Source organism: Vibrio fortis (genome assembly GCF_024347475.1).
GTDB lineage: Bacteria > Pseudomonadota > Gammaproteobacteria > Enterobacterales > Vibrionaceae > Vibrio > Vibrio fortis.
Map to the genome: position 1 here is coordinate 2,263,657 of NZ_AP025487.1, position 18,368 is coordinate 2,282,024.

General features: G+C 45.9%; 20 protein-coding genes. 6 read left to right on the plus strand and 14 right to left on the minus strand.

The genetic code is table 11. The features are described from left to right. Window positions 1–33 precede the first annotated feature (33 nt). The 3 genes from OCV50_RS09785 to OCV50_RS09795 all read left to right on the plus strand — a co-directional run bounded on the left by OCV50_RS09785 (window position 34) and on the right by OCV50_RS09795 (window position 3,530). Window positions 34–987, plus strand: coding sequence for a ChaN family lipoprotein (locus OCV50_RS09785; protein WP_261902918.1), 954 nt, complete (start codon window positions 34–36; stop codon window positions 985–987). A 171-nt stretch (window positions 988–1,158) separates the two neighbouring features. Beyond that, on the plus strand, window positions 1,159–1,512 hold the full coding sequence (locus tag OCV50_RS09790; RefSeq protein WP_261902919.1) for a hypothetical protein: 354 nt from the start codon (window positions 1,159–1,161) through the stop codon (window positions 1,510–1,512). A 131-nt stretch (window positions 1,513–1,643) separates the two neighbouring features. Further along, window positions 1,644–3,530, plus strand: a complete 1,887-nt coding sequence (locus OCV50_RS09795; protein WP_261902920.1) for a BCCT family transporter — start codon at window positions 1,644–1,646, stop codon at window positions 3,528–3,530. 101 nt (window positions 3,531–3,631) lie between these two features. Here the strand turns inward: OCV50_RS09795 and OCV50_RS09800 are convergent, their stop codons facing one another. After that, the gene (locus OCV50_RS09800) at window positions 3,632–4,072 is read right to left on the minus strand and encodes a YcgN family cysteine cluster protein (protein WP_150869028.1); all 441 of its coding nucleotides are present in this window, start codon (window positions 4,070–4,072) and stop codon (window positions 3,632–3,634) included. A gap of 160 nt (window positions 4,073–4,232) precedes the next feature. Here OCV50_RS09800 and OCV50_RS09805 point away from each other — a divergent pair, with 160 nt between their 5' ends. Next, a complete protein-coding gene (locus OCV50_RS09805; protein ID WP_261902921.1) occupies window positions 4,233–4,481 on the plus strand; it encodes a YkgJ family cysteine cluster protein in 249 nt (82 codons plus the stop codon). Between the two features lie 121 nt (window positions 4,482–4,602). Then, window positions 4,603–5,295, plus strand: a complete 693-nt coding sequence (aqpZ, locus tag OCV50_RS09810; protein WP_261902922.1) for an aquaporin Z — start codon at window positions 4,603–4,605, stop codon at window positions 5,293–5,295. A 97-nt stretch (window positions 5,296–5,392) separates the two neighbouring features. Here the strand turns inward: aqpZ and recR are convergent, their stop codons facing one another. The 7 genes from recR to OCV50_RS09845 all read right to left on the minus strand — a co-directional run bounded on the left by recR (window position 5,393) and on the right by OCV50_RS09845 (window position 11,236). Beyond that, window positions 5,393–5,992 (minus strand): recombination mediator RecR, encoded by a 600-nt coding sequence (recR, locus tag OCV50_RS09815; protein ID WP_261902923.1) that lies wholly within the window; start codon window positions 5,990–5,992, stop codon window positions 5,393–5,395. Window positions 5,993–6,052: 60 nt separating this feature from the next. After that, the gene (locus OCV50_RS09820; protein WP_004748326.1) at window positions 6,053–6,382 is read right to left on the minus strand and encodes a YbaB/EbfC family nucleoid-associated protein; all 330 of its coding nucleotides are present in this window, start codon (window positions 6,380–6,382) and stop codon (window positions 6,053–6,055) included. Window positions 6,383–6,520: 138 nt separating this feature from the next. Continuing rightward, window positions 6,521–8,716 (minus strand): DNA polymerase III subunit gamma/tau, encoded by a 2,196-nt coding sequence (dnaX, locus tag OCV50_RS09825; protein ID WP_261902924.1) that lies wholly within the window; start codon window positions 8,714–8,716, stop codon window positions 6,521–6,523. A gap of 17 nt (window positions 8,717–8,733) precedes the next feature. Continuing rightward, entirely contained in the window at window positions 8,734–9,279 is a 546-nt protein-coding gene (apt, locus tag OCV50_RS09830) for an adenine phosphoribosyltransferase (RefSeq protein WP_032552216.1), read from the minus strand. A 168-nt stretch (window positions 9,280–9,447) separates the two neighbouring features. Further along, a complete protein-coding gene (locus tag OCV50_RS09835; RefSeq protein WP_050487439.1) occupies window positions 9,448–9,852 on the minus strand; it encodes a YbaN family protein in 405 nt (134 codons plus the stop codon). 6 nt (window positions 9,853–9,858) lie between these two features. Beyond that, entirely contained in the window at window positions 9,859–9,996 is a 138-nt protein-coding gene (locus OCV50_RS09840) for a hypothetical protein (RefSeq protein ID WP_239841369.1), read from the minus strand. Between the two features lie 136 nt (window positions 9,997–10,132). Further along, window positions 10,133–11,236 carry a response regulator gene (locus OCV50_RS09845; protein ID WP_261902925.1) on the minus strand — a complete coding sequence of 368 codons (1,104 nt, stop codon included), beginning with the start codon at window positions 11,234–11,236 and terminating at the stop codon, window positions 10,133–10,135. Between the two features lie 229 nt (window positions 11,237–11,465). Here OCV50_RS09845 and OCV50_RS09850 point away from each other — a divergent pair, with 229 nt between their 5' ends. Then, the gene (locus OCV50_RS09850) at window positions 11,466–12,341 is read left to right on the plus strand and encodes a LysR family transcriptional regulator (RefSeq protein WP_239841367.1); all 876 of its coding nucleotides are present in this window, start codon (window positions 11,466–11,468) and stop codon (window positions 12,339–12,341) included. A gap of 87 nt (window positions 12,342–12,428) precedes the next feature. Here OCV50_RS09850 and purF read toward each other — a convergent pair whose 3' ends face one another. From purF to truA, 6 genes are all read right to left on the minus strand, one after another. After that, window positions 12,429–13,943 (minus strand): amidophosphoribosyltransferase, encoded by a 1,515-nt coding sequence (gene purF / locus OCV50_RS09855; protein ID WP_261902926.1) that lies wholly within the window; start codon window positions 13,941–13,943, stop codon window positions 12,429–12,431. Between the two features lie 33 nt (window positions 13,944–13,976). Continuing rightward, window positions 13,977–14,468: a CvpA family protein gene (locus OCV50_RS09860; RefSeq protein WP_032551906.1), complete on the minus strand. Its 492-nt coding sequence runs from the start codon at window positions 14,466–14,468 to the stop codon at window positions 13,977–13,979. Between the two features lie 61 nt (window positions 14,469–14,529). Beyond that, window positions 14,530–15,096 (minus strand): SPOR domain-containing protein, encoded by a 567-nt coding sequence (locus tag OCV50_RS09865; protein ID WP_239841365.1) that lies wholly within the window; start codon window positions 15,094–15,096, stop codon window positions 14,530–14,532. After that, window positions 15,097–16,359 (minus strand): bifunctional tetrahydrofolate synthase/dihydrofolate synthase, encoded by a 1,263-nt coding sequence (gene folC / locus OCV50_RS09870; protein ID WP_261902927.1) that lies wholly within the window; start codon window positions 16,357–16,359, stop codon window positions 15,097–15,099. 42 nt (window positions 16,360–16,401) lie between these two features. Next, a complete protein-coding gene (accD, locus tag OCV50_RS09875) occupies window positions 16,402–17,328 on the minus strand; it encodes an acetyl-CoA carboxylase, carboxyltransferase subunit beta (RefSeq protein WP_239841363.1) in 927 nt (308 codons plus the stop codon). 175 nt (window positions 17,329–17,503) lie between these two features. Then, window positions 17,504–18,298 (minus strand): tRNA pseudouridine(38-40) synthase TruA, encoded by a 795-nt coding sequence (truA, locus tag OCV50_RS09880; RefSeq protein ID WP_239841362.1) that lies wholly within the window; start codon window positions 18,296–18,298, stop codon window positions 17,504–17,506. Between the last annotated feature and the right edge of the window lie 70 nt (window positions 18,299–18,368).

The window sequence follows — 18,368 nt, forward strand, 5'->3', positions numbered from 1 at the left end:
ATTTAGTATGCTTACTCTTCAAGGAGTTATTCAATGCAACGTATTATTCTTATTGGCTTAACCGCCCTTCTCACCGCTTGTGCGAATCAGCCTTCTCAACAGGCGCAAGGCGACAACACAACCTTATCCCCAGTCACCACCTATTACGATTACCAGCTTGCTTCGAAAAACGGCCAGCCAATCGCGCTTAACCAGCTCCCTAGTGCATTGATCGATGCCGATGTCGTTCTAATTGGCGAATGGCACACTCATTCAGCCGTACACCGGTTCCAGACTGATTTTCTTAAAGCACGCTTGTCAGACAGCAAAGACATTGCCCTATCAATGGAGCAATTTACTCGACAGCACCAAGACATCATCGACGATTACCTAGCGGGTGAGATTGGCGAGCAAGTCTTAATGTCAGACGCAGCTGCATGGCCAAACTATCAAAGCGACTATCGCCCTCTAGTCGAGCTTGCAAAGTCACAAGGTATAGACATTATCGCCGCTAATGCGCCAAAGCCTGTTGTTCAGTGCATTGGCCGCAACGGAATTGACTACTTAGAAAAGTTGACACCAGAAGAGCGTCAATGGGTAGCCGATGAGATAAATACTAATGACAGCCCATATAAAGAGAAATTTATGGCTTCGATGCACCACGGCACACCCGAGCAAACCGAGAAACAGTTCGCCGCTCAAGTGACGTGGGATGAGACCATGGCAGATTCGATTGTGAAATACTTAGATGAGAATCCAGATACGCAAGTCGTTCACGTCGCGGGCAAATTTCATACAGAACAAGGCTTAGGCACAGCTGCTTCTATTTTGCGTCGTAACGCCGATCTCAATGTCGTTGTCATTACACCGGTCGAATCATTGAGTGATTCTAGCGAAGACTATCAACTGCAAGTGTTGTCTCCTCCAACACGCTACGTAAAACAAGAGAATCGTATGAAAGCCTACAAAAAGCTTTCTCATCGCAGCAAAGGCCTAGAGTGTAAATAACGCCTACTTAACACAACCACGTAGTTCAACTTAACAGAGTATCGGCACAACTATTGCTTATTAATTAGGCAAACCTAAATAGAGCAAGAAAACATCACCTCGGTGATTAATTACACAAGTTTTTCACTGCTCGGCCGATACTCTATTTAAGGTGCAACTACGGAGAGTGTTATGACGCCTGTTACCCACAATGCGACTCAAACTTATAGTGCAGCGAAAGCTCAGCCAACAAAAGGCGCCTCTACGCCTTCAGAGCCTACACCACTTAAGGTTGAGCAAAATACGGTGAAATTATCTAACGAAGGAAAAGCTCTGCTGGTTGCCCTTCAGCAAATCGATAAAGAAGCTAAAAAGGTCGAAGCTGAAAACGAGACCGTTGGCGACAAGGTAGAATCTTTTGCTCATGGCGCACTCGGCATGGACCACCCAGACAAGATTGAAGAAGAGGAAGATGGCTCGTACTCTGCGGGGCAATATCTGTCCGCAGCGGTAACCATTGGCGGCATTCTGCTTGCCCTTGTCTAATCAATATCTTCGTCTTGCCTACCTCAATTAGACTCTCAGCTCTAATTTGTCGTTACGACAACATTCCTGATTTGTTCTAAAAAACGACTTCACACCATAATTCTGCCCTCATTATTATGGAATTAAAGCTCGTGAAAAACTCCTTTGCGCTTATTGATAAGCCTACCTTTTTCGGTGCCATTGCACTGCTACTCACGATAGTGTTTCCGCTGATCATGTTCCCTGTACAAGGGGCAGAATGGATTGCGATCGCGAAAACCTTCATGACCGACAAGCTCGGTTTCTTATACCTGTCCCTTGGATTGGCCGCCTGTGCATTCATGGTTTATGTCGTATTTAGTGACATGGGTCAGATCAAACTAGGTGAAGCTGATGAAGAGCCAGAGTTTGCCACTGCCTCTTGGGCTGCGATGTTATTCTGTGGTGGGATCGGCGCCAGCATACTGTACTGGGGCTGTATCGAATGGGCCTATTACTATCAATCGCCTCCATTCCAACTCGAACCTGGTAGTGAAGAAGCTGTGCGTTGGGCAGCAACCTATGGCCTGTTCCACTGGGGACCAATTGCATGGTCAATCTACCTCATCCCTGCTTTACCCATTGCCTACTTCTTCTATGTACGTAAACAGCCAGTATTAAAAGTTTCCAGTGCACTTATGCCGGTATTGGGTGAGCACCGCAGTAAAGGCGTTCCGGGGAAAATTGTTGATGTGCTGTTCATTTTCGGTCTATTAGGCGGCGCGGCCACTACGCTTGGCCTAGCGGCACCTCTGATCACTGAAGGCTTAAACCACCTATTCGGCCTACCGAAGACCACGCTAACCCAAGCGGGTGTGTTGCTGATCTGTACCGCGATTTTTGCGTACTCTTCATACGCGGGCCTAGAAAAAGGCATCAAAATCCTAAGTAATATCAACTTCTGGGGTGCGATGGGTCTGCTGGCATTTGTTCTTGTCGCTGGCCCAACCATCTTCATGTTGGAAACCGGTCTAGACTCAATTGGTCGCTTACTCTCCAACTTTTTTGTGATGGCAACTTGGGCTGAACCATTTGGTGGCTACGGCACCTTTGAAAACACCCACTTCCCACAAGACTGGACCATTTTCTACTGGGCATGGTGGTTAGTATTTGCGCCAAGCATGGGCTTGTTCGTTGCGCGTATCTCTCGTGGTCGCACAATCAAACAGATGGTCACAGGCTCAATCTTCTTTGGCTCGTTAGGCTGTTTCCTGTTCTTTATGATTTTGGGTAACTATGGCCTGTCGTTGCAGTTATCTGGCGAACTAGATGTCGTCGCAATACTCAATGAGCACGGCGCAACCAAAGCGATCTTCTCAATGCTTGATCAACTGCCAATGAGCACGCTTGTTATCGCAGTATTCACGTTGCTATGTATTATTTTCACGGCAACGACGTTTGACTCAATCTCATACATCCTAGCATCAGTAGTACAGAATAACGTGACGGAAGAACCAATGCGTTGGAACCGTATGTTCTGGGCGTTCACACTGTCATTCCTACCGACTATTCTGATGTTTTTGGGTGGATTAAGTACTCTGCAAACGGCAGCCATCGTCGGTGGTTTGCCACTATTGGCGATCACCGTGATGTTGATGATTTCAGCGGTACGTGCGACAAGCCTCGACCTGCGTCATCAAGACGATTACATCGAGCCTACGATCAACATTGAAGAGCTACCAGACATGGATCCATGGTCTGCAGAAGGTATGGCTCTAGCTCAGTTTGAAAAAGTGAAAGATGCCGCTCAAGATGCTGCGGAGCTTGAGCGTTCGGCTTACAAAGCACTTGCCGATGTGAAGAAAGAGATTCGAGCGTATGTTCTTGAACAAGGCTCTCAAATGGAGATGCATGAATTGCCAGAGGAGTTGCAACAAGCTCTAGAGCTTGCCGAAAGCAACCTGACAGCAGCGCAAGCGAAGAAACTTGAGTTGTCTGAACAAGCACAGAAAGCTCGTAGTGCGTTCAATCAAGTGGTTGCAGAACTACCACTTAATTGACATTAGCCATGACGATGTCCACTTGCTTGGACCCTCCTAACTAAGCAAAAGGCTCACAGAAATGTGAGCCTTTTTTTAATCTATTTTCGCAAGATTTAACACTAAGCGCGATTTGGGTGGTTGATTATGTGGTCTTCCCAGTCCACAACGTCAATCTCATACACCACTTTATTGCGAACACTTTCACCCGCGGCGTGCATTGCTGACTTAGAACCGGTGATCAGAGGGTGCCATTCTGGTAGTGGCTTTTCTTCTGACAATAGACGGTAAGCGCAAGTATCTGGTAGCCAGTGAAACTCATCAATCTTGTCACGAGTTAGCTTCAAACACTCTTCACCTGAGCTAAAGCGATTTGGGTAATCTTTACAAGAACAGGTCTTACTGTTTAACCAGCTACATGCCACGTTGGTGTAGTACACTTCGTCGCTATCTTCATCCATTAGTTTGTGCAGGCAACATTTACCACAACCATCACAAAGCGATTCCCACTCTTGCTCGGTCATCTGTTCTAGTGATTTTTCTTGCCAAAATGGACTGGTCATAATAGGACTTCTTACTCTTTTACTGGGGTGCGTGTTATACCGCTAGCCCACAAAAAGTTCAAGGATAAAAAGTGTTCACGGATTAATCACCGACAAAAGCTGCCACAAGCGATAATTTTTGCTACTATCGCGCCCCCTGTTTTGACTGAGTATAAAATTGATGGAATGTCGCCTAGGTTGTGGTGCCTGCTGTATTGCACCAAGTATTACATCTGCTATCCCTGGAATGCCAAACGGCAAGCCTGCTGGCGTTCGCTGCATTCAGCTCAATGAACAAAATCTATGTAAATTGTTCGGTCAACCAGAACGTCCGAAGGTGTGCCACCAATTTAAGGCTTGCCCAATCATTTGTGGTAAAACCGATCAAGAAGCATTCGATAATATCACTGAGTTAGAAGCCATCACTTAATCAGTTACCGTCCACAACCATAGTAACAAGCAATAAAAGCGCGTAATAACCGTCAATCATTCTCTTTTTTCCCTATTCTCAACTATCTTCTTGATACCAGTATTGGTTAATAAGGATAGTTATGAATAAATATCTCGCAGAAATGTTCGGTACGTTTTGGCTTGTCCTAGGAGGTTGTGGCAGTGCTGTTTTAGCCGCCGCTTTTCCTGATGTTGGGATTGGATTACTTGGTGTCTCCCTTGCTTTTGGTCTCACCGTCTTAACCATGGCCTTCGCCATTGGCCATATTTCAGGTTGTCACCTCAACCCCGCAGTCACTATTGGCCTTTGGAGTGGCGGGCGCTTTGATTCAAAAGACGTGCTGCCTTATATCATCGCTCAAGTTATAGGTGGGATCATTGCCGGCGGCGTGCTGTTGGTTATTGCCTCCGGTCAAGCAGGCTTTGATGTAGTCGCTTCGGGTTTTGCTTCCAACGGTTATGGTGAGCACTCGCCTGGTGGCTATTCACTCACCGCAGCGCTCGTCTGCGAGATCGTCATGACCATGGTGTTTTTATTCGTCATCATGGGTGCAACGGATAGTAAGGCTTCCGCTGGATTTGCTCCCATTGCCATTGGTCTCTGTCTTACCTTGATTCACCTTATCAGTATCCCTGTGACCAACACTTCAGTTAATCCGGCGCGTAGTACCGGTGTCGCTGTGTTTGTTGGCGACTGGGCGACCTCTCAGCTTTGGTTATTCTGGGTTGCACCAATTATAGGTGCAGTTATCGGTGCCACCATCTACAAGCTGGTACGTGAGCAAGACTCTTGATTCTAATGAGAAAGTGAGTGTTAACGAAGAGACGGTTTTTAAGATTTAACTCAAAAAAAAAGCCGCTGACTCTTTAGATAAGAGTCAGCGGCTGAGATTAGATTTTATGTCGACCCAATAGTGAGTGAGACAGAGTGGTGCCATCAACCAGTTCGAGCTCACCACCAACCGGTACACCGTGAGCAATTCGGCTAGCATTTACCTCATGAGCATTGCACAGCTCAGCGATATAATGAGCGGTTGCCTCACCTTCTACCGTAGGGTTGGTAGCAAGAATCACTTCTAAAATATCACCACGACGCAAGCGGTAATCCAAAACGTCGAGACCGATATCGCTAGGGCCAATGCCATCTAGTGGTGACAAGTGCCCCATCAGAACGAAATAACGACCTGAGTATTGACCTGTCGCTTCGATTGCTGCGATGTCTGCTGGGCTTTCCACCACACATATCTGACCATTTTCCTGACGTTTAGGGTTGGTGCAGATATGACAAACATCTTCTTCTGTAAACGTGCGACACTCACTACAGTGGCCAATTTCTGTCATCGCTTGGCCGAGCGCCTCAGCCAATTGCAGGCCGCCTTTTCTATCGCGCTGTAACAAATGAAAGGCCATACGCTGCGCCGACTTGGGGCCAACCCCAGGTAGACAACGTAAGGCCTCCATCAAATGCTCCAGCATATGACTGGTACGCATTATTTAACCATTTCAGTTTTTAATTCACGATGCACTGAGTACATCATTGAGAAAAACGAATTAGAAAGGCATCTTCATACCTGGTGGAAGTTGCATACCACCAGTTACGCCAGCCATTTTCTCTTTTTGAGTCTCTTCAACGCGACGAGCCGCATCGTTGAATGCCGCAGCGATAAGATCTTCAAGCATCTCTTTATCGTCTTCCATTAGGCTTTCATCGATATCAACACGACGTACACTGTGGCTACCAGTGATCGTTACTTTTACTAGGCCAGCACCAGATTCACCGGTTACTTCCATATTTGCGATTTCTTCTTGAAGCTTTTGCATGCGATCTTGCATCTGCTGGGCTTGCTTCATTAGGTTGCCCATACCACCTTTACCAAACATGATAATCTCTCTGGTCTAATTGGTTATAAAATACATTAAGCAATAACTGACTTAATGGGGGCTGAACCTTGCAGATTCAACCCTACGATACTGTTAATGTGATGAAGGACATGTTGCCTTTCTTCACACGCGTGATGACTAAATTGGACGAACGCTGTCTCTATCCAGTTCCGCTGCAAAGCGCTTTTCAATGAACTGGACATTGGCGTCATTCTCAAGGCTGGTGAAAGCATCTTTCAACTTGCCTTGATAAAGCCTCTCACGTAATTCTAGTGGCGTTTCGCCTGATTCGCCGATCTCAACACTTAAATGACACTCTTCACCTAATACGGCGTTCAGCGACTGCAGCAATTCGCTTTGCGCTTTATCAGTATTTAAGTGTGCTTGTGTTGGTCGTAACATCAGGCTAATTGAGGTGCCGTTTTTACTGAACACTGAGTTCAGTGCTAACTGCTCAACCAGTTTCGCCGTTTCAAGCTTTTGTATAGTCGCCGACCATTCATCTTGAGCAATCGACTCATGCAGCAGCTTTTCCGTCATCTCAGGCGTTTTAACGTGCTCTAAAGCGCGTCTTATCTGAGTAGGTGTTAGCTCTTTCGAGACTTCTTTCACTACAGGTTTAGACGGTTTCCAACGATAAGGTTCATTATCATCAGTTACATTTTGTGTCGATGCTGCAGGGAGAGAAGCTGGCGACACCCGCTCAGAACCACCGTGTTGCTGAGCAACTCGGTCGAGAACTGAAGTTTTAGCTGGTGTCGCTTTAGCCTTTTTTGGAGCGCTGCCTTTTGCAGATGGTGCTGCACCTTTACGCTGAGAGCGTAACTGATGACGCAAACCGCTTACCGGCGATGCTGGTCGCTCAGGTGCAGGCTGACTTTGTGTCACAGGTTGGCTTGGAGCAGGCGCTGCCTGTTGATTGCTCATTGGCGCAGAAGGTGCACCATATTGCCCATGGTCATCATACGCTGGAGGCATATCCTGTGGGCCGCTCATGTAACCAGAGTCAGGGTAGCCCTGAGGCTCTGAATATTGTGGCGCGCTAGGTTGCCCGTAGCCTTGTGGTTGCATAGAGCTTGACATAGGCTGCGCTGCTGGACCTTGCTGCTGAGGTGCGGCCATTGGCTGAGTCTGATTGGTAGACTGCATTGGCGTAGCTGGCTGCAAGCCTTGTGAAGGTGCGCTTACTGGAGCGCTCGCTACTTTCGGCTCTGCGGGCTCTGTTGAGATCGCACTTGACGAAATCTCTGCAGCCGGGCGGAATGCCAACATTCTCAGAACGACCATCTCAATACCAACGCGAGCGGTTGGCGAAAGAGGCAGATCCTCGCGACCTTTCAGTACGATCTGATAATAAAGCTGTACATCTTGCGGGCTAAGCGCTTGAGCGAGAAGCTCGATCTTCTCTGCGTCTGGCTGTGCTTTATCTAACGATGCTGGCAGAGCTTGATACATAGCTAATCGGTGCAACTGAGTCGCTAGCTGATTGAGCAAGCCATCCCATTCTACACCGTTTTCAGCTAGCGCTTGGATACACGACATTGCCGTTTGCGGTTGCTTGCTGCTAATAGCTTCGAGTAAATGGATCGCTTGATCAGTATCTAGCGTGCCTAACATATGAGAAACAATGTCAGTCGCTACGTTGCCATTACCCAATGCGATTGCTTGATCCGTTAAGCTCAACGCATCACGCATACTGCCGTCAGCCGCGTGTGCAATCATCCCCAGAGCGCGAGACTCAGTGGTCACATTCTCTTCTTCTAGGATGTGATCGAGCTGCTCATGAATGTTGTCAACGCTGATTGGCTTCAGGTGGAACTGCAGGCAGCGAGACAAAATCGTTACCGGCAGCTTCTGAGGATCCGTTGTCGCCAACAGAAATTTCACGTACTCAGGCGGTTCTTCTAAGGTTTTTAGAAGCGCATTGAAACTGTGCCTAGAGAGCATATGAACTTCATCGATAAGGTAAACCTTAAAGCGACCACGAGCAGGCTTGTATTGAACGTTGTCCAATAGCTCACGCGTGTCTTCCACTTTGGTTCGAGAAGCGGCATCGATCTCTAAAAGATCAACAAAACGACCTTCGTCGATCTCTTTACAGGTTGCACACTCACCACAAGGTGTAGAGGTAATGCCTGTTTCACAGTTTAGACCCTTAGCAAACAAGCGGCCGATGGTCGTTTTACCGACACCTCGAGTCCCGCTAAACAGGTATGCATGGTGCAACCTGTTTTGGCTAAGTGCATTTTCTAAAGCTGTTAAAACATGGGCTTGACCAACGACTTCTTTAAACTTCGTTGGCCGCCATTTTCGCGCTAACGCTAGATAGCTCATGAATAATTCCGAAAGGATTAATGACCGTCAAATTCGCAGATGCTAAACACTTCAAGGCCTAGACCTTCTAAGCGCTTGTCACCGCCAATTTCTGGAAGATTAATAACAAAGGCTGCGTGGTCTACAACGCCACCAAGCTGACGAATCAGTTTAGTAGTTGCTTCAATCGTACCACCTGTTGCTAGAAGGTCATCGACCATCAGCACTTTATCGCCTTCTGAGATCGCATCAGTGTGGATCTCAAGAGTATCTGTGCCGTACTCAAGCTCATAAGACTGTGCCACTGTTTGACGTGGTAACTTGCCTGGCTTGCGAACAGGAACAAAACCAACACCCAATTCAAGCGCTAGTGGTGCACCAAATAGGAAACCGCGAGCTTCCGTACCAACGACTTTAGTGAAGCCCATATCTTTGTAGGTATCCACTAGCAGTTCGATCGTCGCTTTGTACGCAGCAGGGTCTTCCATTAGGCTGGTTACGTCACGAAATAGAATACCCGCTTTTGGGTAGTCAGGAATGCTTTTGATGCTTGATTTGATCAGAGCGATTTTTTCTGTGTTCATAATAGTGATGCACTTCATTAGGCCGCTTTCCCAACATCAATCAACGCCATCGTCGTTACTAATTTTGCTTGAGAAAGGCTTGGTTGGTTTTCATTGCAATCAGAGTCATAAGTCTGATGCTGAAAAAATAAACGCCCGCTATAAGTCAGCAGGCACACTGGCTTAATGTTAGTGATTTTCTTTGCTGTCAGCAACTAACTCATGGGTAGGAAGACGAATAAACCATGTGAGAAGAATAGCAAGTACGACAATTAAGAACACTTTTACCCATACGATAGGTGCAAAGTAGATAGATAATGAAAAACTGAGAAGAATAAACAGCACGCCACGGCTTTTAACGCGTTTTGTTACCGCACCATGTTCATACCAGTTGGTGAGCAGAGGGCCAAGTGTTGGGTGCTGATGCATCCAGCGGTGTAAACGAGGGCTACTACGCATAAAACAGGCGCTTGCCAATAGCAAAAAGGGAGTAGTTGGTAGTAGAGGTAAAACAATGCCTAGAAAAGCGAGGATGATGCAGAGGCCACCAGCGAGGTTCAGGCTAAGAACTTTGATGCTAATTGTGACCTCCAGAAGTCTTTAAAAAGTCGCGTAACCATTGAAAACGCGGTAAAGCGTTAAGGTTGCTGGTAGTAGCGGAATCGCTGCAAACGCTAATAAAAATCCTAAAAAGTAGAATACATTAAACGGGTCTTTAAAATCTTGATTATCTGCCATGATTATTTCTTTCTTACAAAATTAACGCTAGACCCAGATAATTTTTGCTAAATGAAACTCAACAAAAAAGGTATAGCCACACAATTTTGCAACTATACCTTAATAAAACATCTACAAATACCAAGCAACTGTAGGGTTAATCCCCACCGCCTTGATGCAAGTCGAGACTAAAACTGGCCGAACCCAACAAGCTCAATGAGAGCTGGCAGCCTGTCTCTATAGGCAACCTGTCGGTGATGAAATTCTTCTTACAGTTGTCGCCCAACCTTTGCCCTGCGGCAATGTGTTGATTAATAAGACCATTGGACCACTGCCCATCGAGTCCCGCAGGCAAAATCGAAATTGTACCCTCAGCCAAATTGGCCACACCAAACAGAGCATTAACTGGCGTCGCGCATTGCGAACATTGGATACCTTTCTCTAATAGCTCCGCCATATCTTTCAAATCGGCACTATAACTTTGCAGATTTCTAACATAATCGTGGAACAAGGCACGCACTAACAGAGTGGTCGCTGCCCCACCCTCAGATGATGATGACGAATCCACAAGATAGAAAGCAAACTGTCCATTCATCAACCAAGCATAATCAAACACCAATGGCATCACTTCGGTTGACTGCAACAGACGGTAACTGGCTCGCCAAGTGCCTTGGCTGGTGTCTTTATCGGGTAACAACGCGTGCAACAAATCACGCGCAGCGCTTGGGTTATTCTGAAGATAATTCAGATGCCAATGCAGTTCTTGGTCTTCTGGAATCTCACCACCATCATCGACACTGAACCATTGGCTAGAGAAGTCTCTTTGACTATTCATGTTGTCAAAAGAGTCTTTCAGGGTATTTTCTATAGCACTTCCCAAATGATTTGGGTCTTCCAATGGCTTGGGTAGGAAATCCTTAATCCCGAAGCGCAATGCTTTTGCAACGTCAGACATTTCATCGGTCGCAGAAACCACAATCATAGGCAGTGATGGATATTCGAGACTCAACTCCTCTACAAGCTCAATACCATCGAGTATCGGCATAGAGAGATCACACACGATAAGATCGGGCGCTGCGTCTCGTAATTTTTGAAGTGCGTCTAAGCCGTTTTCGGCTTCAACCACACGGTACCCTACAGCATCTAGATACGCTGACGTTATGCGGCGAAAAATGGGGTCATCATCAACCAACATAATGCATTTTTGGTTGAGCGCTTCCTGTGCCGAGGTCGTAACGGGCTGACTGTGAGTTTTATACATACTCATTAACCTCACAAAACAAAGTCGATTTATTATTGTTATCTGTTCTAAGAACTCTTTATCAAACTTAGTAATAAAATGGTGAATACACAAATTTACCAACTTTACTGGTAATTGCCATCAGGGATTGGAATACTTGTAAATAGTGCAACAAGTTGACGTGACGCAAACTTTGTTCTCAGTGTTACGTATAAATTAGTTGAGTTTGTAAACAAATGTGTCTGGATTTATGAAATTAGATGATTTAAACCTGTTTCGATTAGTCGTCGAAAATGGGAGCTACACCGCAACATCACGCAAAACTATGATTCCGGTTGCGACGATCACACGACGTATTCAAGCTTTGGAGGACTCTCTTAACCTGAGGCTTCTCAATAGACATGCGCGTAAACTTTCATTGACAGAGGCTGGCGAGCGATTTTTCAATGAATGCTCTCCGCTACTACAACGTTTAGCATCAACTGCCGAGGAATTGACTGATGTTTGCAAAGGCGCATCAGGCAAAATCCGTATTTCTGCACCATCAAACCTCACCAAACGTATGATGATGCCGATGTTCAGCGACTTCATGAGCCAATACCCAGATATCAATATTGAGCTGATGATGAACAACCAAGCTGATCAGCTGGACCCAACCGAATGGGACGTCATTTTCCGTGTTGGCCCACAGCGCGACTCTAGCCTGATTGCTCGTAAGATCAGCGAAGTTAAGGACATACTCGTCGCAAGTCCTGACTACTTAGCGAAGAATCCAGCCCCTTCTCACGCGGAAGAGTTGGCTAATCACTCGCTTCTGAAAGGTTACCCATTGATTAAATGGCAACTCAGTAATTCCAATGACGAGAGCGTTGTGAATACTGAGAAAGGCCGTTTCAATGCCAATGCGTTGAATGTTGTAAGACAGGCATGTTCAGAAGGCTTAGGCATTACGCTAATGCCAGATGTTATGATCCGTGAATACATTGAAGACGGCAGTTTAGTGCGCGTATTAGATGATTGGAGTGCTAACCCAAGAGACATTTACATGCTCTACAACCACAAAGATCATCTACCAGAAAAAGTACGCCTATTTATCGATTTTGTGATCGCATACCACATTCACTAAGAGAGACACTCAGCTTACCCAATAAAAAAACCAGAGCCTGTGCTCTGGTTTTTAGTCTTTGTTTTGCTGAAAACGCTAAAGTAAATCTTACGCGCCTTCGTTATGTAGCTCGAGGTTCGCTAAGTCTTGCTGAATTTCACGCTGTATTTTTGAATCGTCGTTACGAAGTGCATCTAGGAAATCTAGGTACTTCTGGTCGATATCACCCGTCACGTACTCACCGTTGAATACCGAAGTATCAAACTGAGTAATGTCTTGATTGCCTTGACCTACTGCTTCAATCAGATCATCCAGTTTTTGGAAGATAAGCGCATCAGCACCGATCTGGTTACAGATAGTTTGGTTGTCACGACCGTGAGCGATCAACTCGTTAGCACTTGGCATATCAATACCGTAAACGTTCGGGAAACGAACTTCTGGTGCTGCTGAAACCATGTAAACTTTGTTCGCACCTGAATCACGAGCCATCTCAATGATCTGTTCTGACGTGGTACCGCGAACAATAGAGTCATCGACTAGAAGTACGTTCTTACCTTTAAACTCAGAGCGAATCGCATTAAGTTTACGACGAACAGATTTCTTACGCTGTTGTTGACCCGGCATGATGAAAGTACGACCAACGTAACGGTTCTTCACGAAGCCTTGACGGTATGGCTTGTCGATCGCTTGAGCAATGCGTAGCGCAATGTCATTCGATGTTTCAGGGATTGGGATAACAACGTCGATATCAAGATCTGAATACTCATCTTTAATACGGCGACCCAGTGCTTCACCCATCTCAACGCGTGCGCTGTAAACAGAGATCTTGTCGATGAAAGAGTCTGGACGTGCAAAGTAAACGAATTCGAAAATACAAGGATTCAGTTTTGGATTGTCAGCACACTGCTTAGTAAACAGCTCGCCTTCAAATGTTGCGTAAATCGCTTCACCAGGAGCAACATCGCGAACAAAATCGAAACCAACAGCGTCAAGCGCTACCGATTCAGAAGCAACCATATACTCAGTACGACCATTCACTTCACGCTTACCAAGACACAGCGGACGAATTCCGTTTGGATCGCGGAACGCAATCATACCGTGGCCGATTATCATCGCTGTTACTGCGTAAGCACCACGGATAGTGCGGTGTACGTTAGCCACTGCACGGAATACATCTTCAGACGTCACGTTACCTTTCACAGTATCGATCTCGTGAGCCAGTACGTTCAGAAGTACTTCAGAATCTGATGTTGTGTTTACATGACGACGGTCTTTTTCAAACAGCTTCTCACGAACTTCATTTGCGTTCGTTAGGTTACCGTTGTGAGCTAGGGTAATGCCAAATGGCGAGTTTACGTAGAAAGGTTGAGCTTCAGAAGCGCTAGAGCTACCTGCTGTTGGGTAACGAACATGACCGATACCAACGTCACCTTGGAGGCGTTGCATGTGTTTAGCTTCGAAAACATCTTTAACTAAGCCGTTCGCCTTACGCAGACGAAAACGATTGCTTTCTATGGTACAAATACCAGCGGCATCTTGGCCACGATGCTGCAATACCGTTAAAGCGTCATAAATTGACTGGTTTACAGGTGTTGAACCCACGATTCCAACAATACCACACATGTCCTAATCCTCGATTTTCGACATTAACTGGCGCTAAAGCGCGCCAGATAAGAAACTTGATGTTGCTTGTAAATGCTCGAAGAACGGTGCAATGATTCGACTGAATTCAGGAACCAACTGCGAGTTCTTCCACCACTCAGAACTTGGGAATGCAGTAAACGCATCCATAAAAAACAGCACAGCTGACACAATCAGAACACCTCTTAAACCGCCAAAAACGATCCCCAAGATTCTATCTGTACCAGACAAGCCCGTTTTCTGTACTAGCTGTCCAATCACGTAATTAATTAACGCACCGACAACCAGAGTCGAAACAAACAGTGCTGCTATCGCGGCGCCATTTCGAAACATGTCATCTTCGATATTTGTAAAGTAAACCGCCAATTTGGCGTAATACTGGCTGGCGATAAAAAACGCACCAAACCAAATAACGAGTGACAATGCTTCCTTAGCAAAACCACGAACTAAACTGATCAAAGCTGAAAAGCCGATCACCCCTAAAATGACAAAATCTAACCAATTCATGAATTCTTCATCTTAAGTTGGCGCGCATTTTAACAGAAAAAATGCTGACGCAAACGTTTTCTTATGGATTTAACGGTTTAAATTTGAGCAATTGGCCTTTTGAACCAGTAATTTTTTCTAATTCCTTAATTTGACGCTCAAGTTTGGATTTAGAGATATCTGGGCCAATTATTACTCGCGTAAATGTTTTTTCTTGCTTGGTATGAGCTTGATAACCACGCTTTTGCAGATCCTTGACAACGTTCTTAGCGTTGTCTGCATTTTTCAATGCCATCAGCTGGATGATCCACGCGCTGTCTTGATACTCATTCTTTTCAGTCACCGGCTTGATAGCAATCTCGACATTGTCATCGACTTTACTCTCTTGACTTGCCGTTACTGTTTCTGACGGTGATGACTCTTGAACAATCGCTTCTACCGGTGAATCTGGTAGCGCAATCTCATCTTCAACAGGATCAAGTACCTCAAACACTTCAACATCACCTTCAAGTTCAGGCTTAATTGGAATGCTTGCAAACTCTTCTTTGTAGTGAAGCTTTTTTCCGTCTAGTACATCTGGGAGAACAATAACGCCCACGGCCACCAAAATAATAGTGCCCACTAAGCGGCTTTGGAATTTACTTGCCATTTAGTTTCCTTTTGTTTGCCAATGCTCCAGCACTTCACCCACGGTATGGAATGAACCCACAACAAGAATCACTTCATCTTCGCTTGCACTTGATAAAGCCGCTTCAAATGCCTCTACTGGCGATGAGTACTCTGTCGTTCCACTTGGTAGACTTCGACACAGCTCAGCTGCTTTCGCCGCCCTTGGGCCTTGTAGAGACGCTGGATACCAATGCTGAGCAATTGGAGCAAGCACATCGAGCGTGGCAGGGATATCTTTGTCGTGCAACATGGCCACAACTACGTGCAGTGTTTTGCCCGCATACTGCTGACCAACTTGCTTAACAAAATATTCAGCCGAATGTGGGTTGTGCGCCACATCTAACACTATCGTTGGCTTATCACTGATCTTCTGCATACGACCAGGAAGCTGCGCACTCTTAAGACCATTCACAACGTTCACATCACTGATGTCGAGTTCTGATGTTCCAAGAGCCATCAACGCGGTAGCAGCATTCGGTAGTGGTAGGCTCGGAATTGGTAGCTGTTCAAGCTGGAATGCACCGCTGTGCCAGTTCCACGTTTCACCAGTGACTTCGTAGGTGTACTGAATCCCTACTTGATAGAACTCTGCCTGAATATCGTCTGCATGCGCTGCCACGGTTGCTGGCGGTTTAGGCTGTCCGCAGATTGCTGGCTTACCGCTACGGTAGATGCCTGCTTTCTCAAAGCCAATGACATTAATGTCATCGCCTAGCCAATCAACATGGTCGACCGCTAAACTGGTGATCACTGAAACATCATGGTCAACGACATTGGTCGCATCGAGACGTCCACCCAAGCCCACTTCTAAAAGGACCACATCGACCTTTTCTACTTGGAATGCACGCAGAGCCGCTAAAGTGCCGTACTCGAAAAAGCTCAAGCTAATTTCGCCACGCTCTTTTTCAATAAAATCAAAAGAGTCGACCAGTTGTTGGTCTGAAAGATCTTGGCCATTAATACGAACGCGTTCGTTATAACGAATCAGGTGTGGAGAGCTGTATACGCCGACCGAATAGCCAGCATCAAGAAGAATCGCTTCCATCAAAGCACATGTTGAACCTTTGCCGTTCGTCCCAGCAACAGTAATCACATGCTTAGCAGGTTTAGTGAGATTGGATTTTTGTGCAACAGCTTGAACACGGTCTAATCCGAGGTCGATCGCACTGGTGTGAATGTTTGTTAAATAATCAAGCCACATCTCGAGAGAGGATGTGGCTTGAGGAATAGGTTGTTGACTCATCTAACTCATAACCATATGTAAGTAGGTTTGTTAGATGGTACTTTACCCTTTTTCTGGCGCTTCTGGTACTTCATAAGTAGCTTCATTCGGTGAATCGTTCACAGAAACTACTAATGGTGAAGGCTGGTTAGTCATTTTCGCGATTAGGCTACCTACGCGCTGACGCATATCACGACGATCAACGATCATATCGATAGCACCGTGCTCTAATAGGAACTCACTGCGTTGGAAACCTTCAGGTAGGTCTTCACGCACCGTTTGCTCGATAACACGACGACCAGCAAAACCGATCAGTGCTTTCGGCTCACCGATGTTCACATCACCTAGCATCGCTAGACTTGCTGAAACACCACCCATTGTTGGGTCAGTCATTACAGAGATAAATGGTAGGCCTTTCGCAGAAAGACGCTCTAGTGCTGCACTGGTTTTTGCCATCTGCATAAGAGACATCAGTGCCTCTTGCATACGAGCACCGCCACTAGCAGAGAAACATACTAGACCACAGTTGTTTTCGATAGCTGCATCAACCGCACGAACGAAACGAGCACCCACAACCGAACCCATTGATCCGCCCATGAATGAGAATTCAAATGCACAAGCAACGATAGGTAGACCTAAAAGCTCACCTTTCATTGCAACAAGTGCGTCTGTTTCGCCACTGTTCTTTTGAGCAGAAGAGATACGCTCTTTGTAACGCTTTGAATCTTTGAATTTTAGCTTATCTTGTGGCTCTAAATCAGAGCCTAGCTCGACGCGCTCACCTTCATCTAAGAAAGTTTCTAAACGACGACGCGCTTTCATGCGCATGTGATGGTCACATTTTGGACATACTTCTAGGTTACGCTCTAGTTCAGCATGGTAAAGAACCTGCTCACAAGAGGTACATTTAGTCCAAACACCCTCAGGGATAGACGCTTTACGAGAAGTTACGATGTTGCTTTTTTCTAAAATCTTTTCAAGCCAACTCATGGAAGACCTTTTCTTTCGATTCTTCCGCCTAATTGCGAAAGAAATAAATTTGGGAATTATGCGAGGAGATTAAAGCACATAAAACAGCAAGTGTAGATAAAAAACTGGTTGTACCTATTTTCATGAGCTATTTTACGCACGATTTCGCAATATTTTTTGAACCTAAGTCCCACATTTAGCTCAAATTATCAGGCAAAAACAGCGGGCCGATAGGCTCTCTTGGAAGCTCAAAGTGTGCAGGGTAATCCACATCAATCAAATAGAGACCTTCAGCCTTAGCGGTAGCACCAGCTAACTTTCTATCTTTGGCTTCAAGCAACCACTTAATCCATTCAGGCTTTTGCTCCCCTTTGCCGACAGCAATCAAGCTACCCGTAATATTACGCACCATATGATGCACAAATGCATTAGCCTTAATATCAATAACAATATAGTGGCCATGACGAGTAACGTTTAAGTGCATCAGGTTGCGCCAAGGACTATGGGACTGACAATGCGTTGCACGGAACGAGGTGAAATCATTTTCGCCTAACAAGTACTGCCCTGCTTCATGCATTTTCTTCTCATCTAACTCGCCGTGATAATGACTCACACCCGAGTTTAAGATTCCAGGGCGAAGTGCGTGGTTGAATATCACGTAACGGTAGCGGCGCGCGGTTGCAGAGAAGCGAGCGTGAAAATCTTCAGGGACCTCTTTTGCCCAACGAACCGCAATATCTTTAGGCATGTTTGCATTTGCACCCATTGTCCATGCCACCATCTTACGGTTTACATTGGTTTCAAAGTGAACGACCTGCCCTGTACCGTGTACACCAGCGTCTGTTCGACCTGCACATTGCACTTCAACTGGGTGGTTTGCGACAACCGAAAGCGCCTTTTCCAAAGATTCTTGGACACTCTTTACGTCTCGTTGGCGCTGCCAACCAAAATAGTGGGTACCGTCATATTCAATACCTAAAGCAATTTTCATGTTTTTGTTCTCTTTGAAAATGGGGCTCGAAGTATATACGTAAAAGGAGCGTACCCCAAACCCACCAGCA